2 protein-coding genes are annotated in these 11,312 nt (G+C 71.3%); both read left to right on the top strand.

The genetic code is table 11. The annotated features are described in order from the left end of the window. Window positions 1-6 precede the first annotated feature (6 nt). Window positions 7-8,232, top strand: a complete 8,226-nt coding sequence (locus ABZ441_RS33200) for a type I polyketide synthase (protein WP_358981077.1) — start codon at window positions 7-9, stop codon at window positions 8,230-8,232. Window positions 8,233-8,319: 87 nt separating this feature from the next. Next, a partial coding sequence (locus ABZ441_RS33195; RefSeq protein ID WP_358981079.1) for a type I polyketide synthase occupies window positions 8,320-11,312 on the top strand: 2,993 nt, incomplete at its 3' end.

Here is an 11,312-nt window from a genome sequence, read left to right as displayed (position 1 = left end):
GAGCTGTTGACGGAGCAGCGGGAGTGGCCCGAGACGGGTGAACCGCGGCGCGTGGGCGTGTCGTCGTTCGGCGTCAGCGGCACCAACGCGCACGTCATCATCGAGCAACCGCCCGTCCCGGCCGCGGACCCCGAAGAGGCAACGGCAGGGAAGTCTCCGGTCGTCGTGCCGTGGCTGCTCTCGGCCGCGGACCGCCCCGGTGCGCTCGAGGCACAGGCGGACGCTCTCGCCGGCCACGTGGACGCGGTGGGTGCGAAGGCGTCCGGCGCCCTGGACGTCGGCTACTCCCTCGCCACCGGCCGGGCGGCACTCGCCCGGCGCGCGGTCGTCCTCGCGGAGGACCGCGACGGACTGCGCGACGGCCTGGACGCCCTGGCGGCAGGACGACCGTCCTCGGCTGTGGTGCGGGGCTCGGCGGGAGACGGCCGGCTGGCCGTGCTGTTCCCGGGCCAGGGGGCGCAGTGGCAGGGCATGGGCCGCGAGCTGTACGAGGCGTACCCGGCGTTCAAGGACGCCTTCGACGCCGTGTGCGCGGAGCTGGACACCCACCTCGACCGGCCGGTCCGCGACGTCGTCTTCGACTCGGGTGATCTGCTGGACCAGACCCGCTACACACAGCCCGGAGTCTTCGCCGTCGAGGTCGCCCTCTTCCGGCTGGTCTCGTCGTGGGGCGTCGTCCCCGACCTCCTGATGGGGCACTCCTTCGGCGAACTGGCCGCCGCCCACGTGGCGGGCGTGCTCTCGCTGAAGGACGCCGCCACACTGGTCGCCGCCCGAGGCCGTCTGACGCAGGCCATGCGGACCGGCGGCGCCATGGTCTCCATCGAGGCGACCGAGGACGAGATCCTTCCGCTGCTGACCGACAGGGTGTCGCTCGCCGCGCTCAACGGGCCCCTTGCGACCGTGGTTTCGGGCGACGAGGACGCAGCGCTGGCGATCGCCGCACACTTCGAGGCGGAGGGACGCAGGACCAAGAGGCTGCGGGGCAGCCACGCCTTCCACTCCCCCCACACGGACGAACTGCTCGACGCGTACCGCACGGTGGCCGTGGGGCTCACCTTCCACCCCGCCCTCATCGCCATCGTCTCCACCGTCACCGGCCGGCTCGCCGAGCCCGGTGAGCTCGCCGACCCCGAGTACTGGGTACGTCACCTCCGCCAGGCGGTCCGCTTCCACGACGGGACCCGGAGCCTTCAGGAGCAGGGCGCCACGACGTTCCTCGAACTCGGCCCTGGCAGCGTGCTGTCCGGCATGGCACAGGAGTGCCTGGACGGCGAGGGACACGCCTGTGTGCCCGCCCTGCGCCGCAACAGGAACGAGCCGCGAGCACTGCTCCAGGCAGTCGCGGAACTGCATGTGCGCGGTTCGTACGTCGACTGGTCCTCCTACTTCGAGGGGAGCGCGGCCCGCCGGGTCGACCTGCCGACGTACGTCTTCCAGCACCAGGAGTTCTGGCCGCAGCCCATGTCCCACCTGCCGGGCGGCCCCGACGCGCTCGCGGCCCAGGACCCCGCCCAGGCCCGCTTCTGGCAGGCCGTCGACGGCGGTGACCCGGAGGTGCTGGCCGAGGCGCTCGGCATCGAGGACGACATGCGGTCCTCACTCGCGGACCTGCTCCCCGTCCTGTCGTCGTGGCGGCGGCGCCAGCGGGACGAGTCGACGGTCGACTCCTGGCGCTACCGCGTCACCTGGAAGCCCCTGACGGTCGCTTCCACCGCCGGCCCGACCGGGACCTGGCTTCTCGCCGTGCCCGCGGACCTGGCCGGGGACGAGGCGGTGACCGCGGTCGAGCGCGAGCTGGCGGCGGGCGGCGCCGTCGTCGAGCGACTCCTGATCAGCACGGACGGGAACGACCGGGCCACGGTCGCACGCGCACTGACCGACGCACTCGCCGACAGCGGCCCGCTCGCCGGGGTCGTCTCGCTGCTCGCACTGGACGAGGAGGCGGACCGCGGCCACCCGGTGCTGCCGGGTGGTCTCTGTGCCCTGCTGTCGTTGATCCAGGCCCTGATGGACCTGGACGAGGACCTTCCTCTGTGGTGCGTGACACGCGGCGCGATGTCCATCGGGCGGTCCGAGGCGCCCACGGGCGCCGCCCAGGCACTGACCTGGGGCCTGGGCCGTGTGCTCGGGCTGGAGCGCCCCGAGCGCTGGGGCGGCCTCGTCGATCTTCCGGCGGATCCCGGCACCCTTGACGCCAGGGCGTGGGCACGCCTGCGCGGTGTACTGGCCGGGCCCGTCGGAGAGGACCAGGTCGCGCTGCGGCAGGGAGGCGTCTTCGGGCGCCGGCTCGTCCGCGCCCAGGGACCCGCGGCCTCCACTCCGTGGCACCCGCACGGCACGGCCCTCGTCACCGGCGGGACGGGCGCACTGGGTGCGCACGTCGCACGCCACCTGGCCCGCGAGGGCGTGGAGCACCTCGTGCTCACCGGCCGACGCGGACCCGCCGCCGAAGGCGCCCCCGCGCTGCACGACGAACTCGTGGCCCTGGGAGCCCGGGTGACGATCGCGGCCTGCGACGTCGCCGACCTCGACGCGCTCACCGCGCTCGTGGACCGGGTGCGGGAGGCCGACGGCCGGCCCATCGGGACTGTCGTCCACGCCGCCGGGGTGACCGTCACGGCGGGGCTCGCCGAGTCGGATCCCGCCGACGTCGCGGACGCCCTCGCCGCCAAGGTGGAGGGCGCCGCGAACCTCGACAGCCTCTTCGGGGCGGAGTCGGACGGGACGCTCGGCGCGTTCATCCTGTTCGCCTCGGGCGCCGGAGTGTGGGGCGCAGCCGGACAAGGCGCCTACGCGGCGGGCAACGCGTACCTGGACGGCCTGGCCGAGTTCCGACGCAGCCGTGGGCTCCCCGCCACGTCGGTCGCCTGGGGCGGCTGGGCCGGTGGAGGCATGGCCGACAGCGCGGCCGAGGACATGCTCGCCCGACGCGGGCTCACGGGCATGGACCCGGAGCTGGCCGTGGGCGCGCTCGTACGGGCGGTGGAGACCGGCGAGACATGCCTGACCGTCGCGGACATCGACTGGTCCCTGTTCGCCCCCGCGTTCACGCTGGCGCACCCCAGGCCGCTGATCGGTGACATCCCGGAGGCAGCCGAAGCCCTGCGGAGCGACGCGGCCGGGCCGGGCGGCATCGAGGCAGGTGCCTCGGCACTGCTGCGCGCCAGGCTGGCCGGCCTCCCCGAGGCCGAACGCGAGCGGGAACTGCTCGACCTGGTCAGGGCCGAGGCCGCAGCCGTACTCGGCCACCCCTCGGCCGAAGCCGTACCCGCAGACCGGGCGTTCCGCGAGCTGGGCTTCGACTCCCTGACCGCCGTCGAACTCCGGAACCGGCTGAACAGGGCGACCGGGCTGGACCTGCCCACAACCCTCGTGTTCGACCACCCCACACCGGCCCACATCACCACGGCCCTCCTGATGCCGCTGCTCGCCGGCGGGAGTGCAGAGGCCGCCGCGCCCGCCTCCACGCCGGCCCCCGTGCTTCCCGGCAGCCACGACGACCCCATCGTGATCGTCGGTATGAGCTGCCGCTACCCCGGCGGTGTCGGATCCCCCGACGACCTGTGGGACCTGGTCGCCGACGGCCGCGACGCCATCGCGGACTTTCCCTCCGACCGGGGCTGGGACCTCGGCCGGCTGTTCAGCGAGGACCGTGAACGTCCCGGCACCACCTACTGGGACGAAGGCGGCTTCGTCCACGACGCCACGGACTTCGACGCAGGCTTCTTCGGGATCTCACCGCGTGAGGCGCTGGCGATGGACCCGCAGCAGCGGCTGCTGCTCGAGACCTCGTGGGAGACCTTCGAGCGGGCCGGCATCAGTCCCGCCTCCGTACGGGGCACCCGGACCGGCGTGTTCACGGGGACCAACGGCCAGGACTACGCCACGGTCCTGCTCGGCTCCCCGGACGCCGGATCGGGCTCGCTGGCAACCAGCAACGCCGCGAGCGTCGTCTCGGGCAGGCTCTCGTACACGTTCGGCCTGGAAGGGCCGGCGGTCACCGTTGACACGGCGTGCTCGTCCTCACTCGTCGCCCTGCACCTGGCGACGCAGGCGCTGCGGGCGGGAGAGTGCTCGCTGGCACTGGCCGGCGGGGTGACGGTCATGTCGACGCCGGCGGCGTTCGTGGAGTTCAGCAGGCAGGGAGCGCTGGCCTCCGACGGCCGCTGCAAGTCCTTCGCCGACGCGGCGGACGGCACGGGCTGGGGCGAGGGCGTCGGAATGCTGCTCCTGGAGAGGCTGTCCGACGCGCGGCGCAACGGCCACGAGGTCCTGGCCGTCGTCCGAGGTTCCGCAGTCAACCAGGACGGTGCATCCAACGGCCTGACCGCGCCGAACGGTCCGGCCCAACAGCGGGTCATCCGGCAGGCACTGGCCTCGGCGGGTCTGGAGCCGGCCCAGGTCGACGCGGTCGACGGACACGGTACGGGTACGACGCTGGGTGACCCGATCGAGGCGCAGGCGCTGCTGGCGACGTACGGGCAGGAGCGGCCGGACGGCCGTCCCCTGCTGCTCGGCTCGATCAAGTCGAACATCGGGCACACGCAGGCCGCCGCGGGTGTGGCCGGGGTCATCAAGATGGTGCTGGCGATGCGGCACGGCGTGCTGCCTCGCACTCTGCACGTCGACGAGCCGTCCACGCACGTGGACTGGTCCTCCGGAGCGGTCGAGATCCTGCGTGACCGTGCCGACTGGCCGGAGACGGGTGAGGCGCGGCGTGCCGCGGTGTCGTCGTTCGGCGTCAGCGGCACGAACGCGCACGTGATTCTCGAACAGGCCCCTGCGACCGAGGTGACGGAGAACGCCGTGGACGCGGTGGTGCCGGTGGTGCCGTGGGTGGTGTCGGCGAAGACGTCAGAGGCGCTCGTGGCACAGGTGGAACGGCTGTCGGCGTTCGCTGCGGACCGGGCTCCCGTGGATGTCGGGTTCTCGCTGGTCACGTCGCGTGCGCTGCTGGAGCACCGTGCGGTGGTCGTCGGTGATGTGACGGTCCGGGGCAGGGCATCGGCGGGGCGTTCAGCGGTGCTGTTCTCGGGTCAGGGTGCGCAGCGGTCGGGTATGGGCCGCGAGTTGTACGAGGCGTATCCGGTGTTCGCGGACGCGTTCGACGCGGTGTGTGCGGAGCTGGACCGGCACGTGGACCGTCCGGTGCGGGACGTGGTGTTCGAGGGTGGTGAGCTGCTGGACCAGACGCAGTTCACGCAGGCGGGTCTGTTCGCGCTCGAAGTGGCCCTGTTCCGTCTGGTGTCGGCCTGGGGTGTCAAGCCGGACTACCTGCTGGGGCACTCGATCGGTGAGCTGTCCGCCGCGCACGTGGCGGGGGTGCTGTCGCTGGAGGACGCGGCGAAGCTGGTCGCGGCGCGTGGTCGTCTGATGCAGGATCTGCCGGCGGGTGGGGCGATGGTGTCGCTCCAGGCATCGGAGGACGAGGTCCTGCCACTGCTGACCGACGGCCTCGACATCGCCGCCCTCAACGGGCCCTCCGCGACTGTCATTTCGGGGGACGAGGACCCAGTCCTGGCCATTGCAGCGCACTTCGAGGCGGAAGGTCGCAAGACCAAGCGGCTCCGTGTCAGTCACGCGTTCCACTCGCCCCGCATGGACGCCATGCTCGACGAGTTCCGCACGGTCGCGGAAGGCCTCACCTTCCACCCGCCCGGCATCGCCATCGTCTCCAACGTCACCGGGCGGGTCGTGTCGGACGAGGAGATCTGCTCGGCGGACTACTGGGTGCGTCACGTTCGCAAGGCCGTGCGTTTCCTCGACGGGATGCGCACCCTGCAGGACCAAGGCGTCACCGTCTTGCTGGAGTTGGGTCCGGACGGTGTGCTGTCCGCGATGGGCCAGGACTGCGTCGAGGACTCGGCGTTCGTACCGGTTCTGCGCAAGGACCGCGGTGAGGCGTCCACCCTGGTAACCGCGCTGGCCGAACTGCACGTGCGTGGGTCGGCCGTGGACTGGGCGGCGTACTTCGCCGGTACCGGCGCCCGACGCATCGACCTGCCGACCTACGCCTTCCAGCACGAGCGGTACTGGCCGAGCGCGCCGCTCACCCCGGTCGGCGGGCCCGCCGGCACACGGAATCCGATCGACGCCGAGTTCTGGGACGTCGTCGCGCGCGGTGACGTCGACACCCTGGCCCGGACGCTGGACGTCGGGGAGACCGGCACGCCGTCCCTCGCCAGCATGATGCCCGCCCTGTCCCAGTGGCACCGCAATCGCAGCGAAAGCCTGGCGGTCGGATCGTGGCGCTACCGCGTGACCTGGAAGCCCATGGACGACGCGGCCGAGCCCGTGCTCGCCGGGGTCTGGGTCCTCGCGGTCCCCGCAGGGATCATCGATGAGCCGGTGGTCGCGGACTGTGCGGCCTCTCTGAGCGGCCACGGGGCAAGCGTCGTGGTTCTGCCCGTGGACGGGGGACCGGACGACGTCACCACGATCGGCGACCGGCTGCGCGCGACCATCGACGACCACGGAAGCCTCTCGGGCGTTCTGTCGCTGCTGTCCTTCGACGAGCGGCCCCACCCGGTGCACAGCATGCTGCCGTCCGGTTCGTTTGCCGTTCTGTCCCTTCTGCGGGCGATGACCTGGCTGGAGCTGGAGGCGCCGTTGTGGTGCGCCACCCGGACCGCCGTGTCCGTCCGGCGGTCGGACGTCCTCGCCCGGCCGGTACAGGCGCAGACCTGGGGCCTGGGACGGGTGGCCTCGTTGGAACACCCCAAGGTGTGGGGTGGCCTCGTCGACCTGCCGGAAGAGGTGGACGCCCGCGCACTGAAGCGGTTGGTGACCGTCCTCGCGGGCACGGAGGGCGAGGACCAACTGGCGGTACGTGGCTCTGGAGTGCTCGCCCGACGTGTGCTGCCCGCGCCACCGGACGGAACAACGTCCGTACGGTCCTGGAAGCCGTCCGGTACCGCACTCGTCACCGGCGGAACGGGTGCGCTGGGCGGGCACGTCGCACGCTGGCTGGCCGAGGACGGAGCCGAGCACGTCGTCCTCGTGAGCCGCAGCGGCGACAAGGCCCCCGGGGTCACCGATCTGGTGGTCGAACTGGAGAAGCTGGGCAGCAGGGTCACCGTCGCCGCGTGCGACGTGACCGACCGGGCTGCCGTGGCCGCTCTGCTGGAGCGGCTCTCCTGCGCCGGCGACACGGTGCGGACCGTCGTGCACGCGGCAGGGGTCGGCAGGCTCGCCCCGCTGGCGGTGACGGACGACGACGTGTTCGCGGACATCGCCGCCGCAAAGGTCGCCGGAGCCCGGCACCTCGACGAACTGATCGACCACGAGAACCTCGACGCGGTCATCTACTTCTCGTCGGTCTCGGCCGTCTGGGGCGTCGGGGACCACGGTGCATATGCGGCGGCCAACGCCTACGCCGACGCGCTCGCCGAACAACGTCGTGCCGAGGGCGTGCCCGCCCTGTCCGTCGCCTGGGGGCCATGGGCCGGTGGCGGAATGGTGAGTGAGGACGCCAAGATCCTCCTCGACCGGCAGGGCGTACGCCTCATCCAGCCCGTGTCGGGCATGGCAGCGCTGCGGCAGGCCCTCGACCATGACGACACCACCGTGGTGGTCGCCGACGTCGACTGGGAACGCTTCGCGCCGATCTTCACCATGGCGCGTCCCCGACCCCTGATAGCCGACATCCCGCAGGTGGCAGCCGTCCTCGGAGAGGCAGCGACGGAGCCGGTCGGCGAGCCGGATGCAGCCCTGGCCCTGGGTGCGGAGCTGATGGTGCTCTCCGAGCCCGACCGGGCGCAGCTCCTGCTGGATCTGGTCCGCGACCACGCGGCGACGGTGCTCGGGCACACGACGACCAAGGCCGTCGAAGCGGGCCGGGCCTTCAGGGAACTCGGCTTCGATTCGCTGACCGCGGTCGAACTGCGCAACCGGCTCAACACCGCGACAGGGCTGCGCCTTCCGGCGACGTCCGTCTTCGACCACCCGACACCCGCCGCGCTCGCAGCCCATCTGCAGGCGGAGATCCTGCAGGACGCGGAAGGCGGTCTGCCGGCGGGCGAGGAACTGGACCGCCTGGAACAGGCCCTCGCCGTCCGCGCGCACGACGACATCGGCCGGATGCGCGTGGTCATGCGCCTGGAATCCCTGTTGTCCAAGCTCAACGAGACGAACGGGCCGGCCGACCGGGACAGCAGCGCGGAGCGCTACGAGTCCGCGACGAACGAGGAGTTGTTCGACCTGATCGACAACGACCTCGGGATCTCTTGACGTGGCAAGCATGAATTTTCCTGTACGACTCACGGGAGCGATGTACTGATGGCGGACGAAGAGAAGCTGCGCGAGTACCTGACCAAGGTGGTCGGCGAGCTCCAGCAGACTCGCCAGCGACTTCGCCATGTCGAGTCCGGCGAAGCGGATCCCATCGCGATCGTCGCGATGAGCTGCCGCTACCCGGGCGATGTGCGCTCCCCGGAGCAGCTGTGGGACCTGGTGGCCTCGGGAGGCGACGCCATCGCGGGGTTCCCCGCGGACCGTGGCTGGGACCTCGAGAAGCTGTACGACCCGGACCCCGACCTCGCGCACCCCGGCACCTCGTACGCGAACGAGGGCGGATTCCTCTACGACGCCGCGGACTTCGACCCGGGCCTCTTCGGGATCTCACCGCGTGAGGCGCTGGCGATGGACCCGCAGCAGCGGCTGCTGCTGGAGACGTCGTGGGAGGCGTTCGAGCGTGCGGGCATCGACCCGCTCTCCGTGCGCGGCAGCCGTACGGGCGTGTTCATCGGCGCCTCCACCCAGGGATACGGCATCGGCATGGCCGCGTCTCCCGGCTCGGACGGACACGCGCTGACGGGCGACGTCACCTCCGTGCTGTCCGGCCGGGTCTCGTACACCTTGGGGCTCGAGGGCCCGGCGGTGACCGTGGACACGGCGTGCTCGTCGTCGCTCGTCGCCATGCACTGGGCGATCCAGGCGCTGCGATCGGGCGAGTGCACGCAGGCGCTCGCCGGCGGCGTCACCGTCATGTCCAACCCCGGTGTCTTCGTCGAGTTCTCCCGGCAGCGAGGCCTGGCGGCCAACGGCCGGTGCAAGGCGTTCGCCGAGGCGGCTGACGGCACCGGCTGGGGCGAGGGCGTGGGCATGCTGCTGCTGGAGCGGCTGTCGGACGCGCGGCGCAACGGCCATCGGGTCCTGGCGGTCGTGCGGGGTTCGGCGGTGAACCAGGACGGTGCGTCGAACGGTCTGACGGCGCCGAACGGCCCCGCGCAGCAGCGCGTGATCAGCCAGGCCCTGGCCAGTGCCAAGCTGTCGCCCACCCAGGTGGACGTCGTGGAAGGCCACGGTACGGGGACCCGGCTGGGTGACCCGATCGAGGCGCAGGCGCTGCTGGCGACGTACGGACAGGAACGGCCGGACGGCCGTCCCCTGCTGCTGGGTTCCATCAAGTCCAACATCGGCCACACGCAGTCCGCTGCGGGTGTGGCGGGTGTGATCAAGATGGTGATGGCGATGCGGCACGGCGTGGTGCCGCGGACGCTGCATGTGGATGAGCCGTCGTCGCAGGTGGACTGGTCGGCCGGTTCGGTCGAGTTGCTGACGGAGTCGGTGGCGTGGCCGGAGACGGGTGAGGCGCGGCGTGCCGCGGTGTCGTCGTTCGGGATCAGTGGCACGAACGCGCACGTGGTCCTGGAGCAGGCGCAGCAGACCGAAACCGCGGTGGAAAAGGTCACCGGTGTCGTGTTGCCGGTGGTGCCGTGGGTGGTGTCGGCGAAGTCGGAGGCGGGTCTTTCGGCGCAGGTGGAGCGGTTGTCGGCGTTCGCCGTGGGCCGGGATTCGGTGGATGTCGGGTTCTCGCTGGCGACGACGCGTGCGGCGTTGGAGCACCGTGCGGTGCTGGTCGGTGACCGGACCGTGCGGGGTGAGGTGGTCGAGGGCCGGTCGGCGGTGTTGTTCTCGGGTCAGGGTGCGCAGCGGTCGGGTATGGGCCGTGAGTTGTACGAGGCGTATCCGGTGTTCGCGGATGCGTTCGATGCGGTGTGTGCGGAGCTTGACCGTCATCTGGACAGGCCTGTCCGGGATGTGGTGTTCGAGGGTGGTGAGCTGCTGGATCAGACGCAGTTCACGCAGGCGGGGCTGTTCGCGCTCGAGGTGGCGTTGTTCCGTCTGGTGTCGGCGTGGGGTGTGAAGCCGGACTATCTGCTGGGGCACTCGATCGGTGAGCTGTCGGCCGCGCACGTGGCGGGCGTGCTCTCACTCGAGGACGCGGCGAAGCTGGTCGCGGCTCGTGGTCGTCTGATGCAGGCGTTGCCGACCGGTGGGGCGATGGTGTCCCTCCAGGCGTCGGAGGACGAAGTCCTTCCGCTGCTGACCGACGGTGTCGACATCGCAGCACTCAACGGGCCGTCCGCGACGGTGGTTTCGGGTGATGAGTCAGAGGTTCTGGCGATCGCCGCGCAGTTCGAGGCTCAGGGTCGTAAGACGAAGCGGCTTCGGGTCAGTCACGCGTTCCACTCGCCGCGCATGGACGCGATGCTGGAGGAGTTCCGCACGGTCGCGGAGACTCTGACGTTCCACGTCCCGCAGATCGCCATCGTCTCCAACGTGTCCGGTCGTGTCGTGTCGGGCGACGAGATCTGCTCGGCGGACTACTGGGTACGCCACGTCCGGGAGGCGGTCCGCTTCGTCGACGGGATCCAGGCGCTCCAAGACCAAGGCGTCACCACATTCCTGGAGTTGGGTCCGGACGGCGTGCTGTCCGCGATGGGCCAGGACTGCGTCACCGTGGAGGGCACCGCCTTCCTCCCGGTACTCCGCAAGGATCGCGACGAGGCGACGACGCTCGTAGGAGCGCTGGCCGAGGCACACGTGCGTGGTGTGCCCCTTGCGTGGGACGCGTACTTCGCACCTTCCGGCGCCGTCCAGGTCGAGCTGCCGACCTACGCCTTCCAGCACGAGCGTTACTGGCCGGACACCGCCCCGGTCGCCCTCGTGACCGAGGAGAGCTCTACCTCGACGTCGGACCGCCACTTCTGGGATGCGGTCGAACGGGGTGACCTCGATGCCCTGGCCCGGACGCTGGACTCGGCCGATGTCGGGTCCCTCCGTGAGGTGATGCCTGTTCTCTCGTCCTGGCGTCGCCAGTCGCGTGAACTCTCCACAGTCGACTCCTGGCGTTATCGGGTGGTGTGGAAGTCGGTCGGGGGTGTGGTGTCGGAGTCGCTTCCGGGTGGTTGGTTGGTGGTGTGTGCTGCGGGTGGGGTGGATGGTCCGGTGGTGGCGGGTCTGGTGGCTCGTGGTGCGGGGTTGTTGGTGGTGGATGGTGTGGTTGATGGTGGGGTGTTGGGGGA

Source organism: Streptomyces sp. NPDC005752, assembly GCF_040630715.1.
Taxonomy (GTDB): domain Bacteria; phylum Actinomycetota; class Actinomycetes; order Streptomycetales; family Streptomycetaceae; genus Streptomyces.
This window is presented reverse-complemented; position numbering and strand designations above follow the sequence as displayed.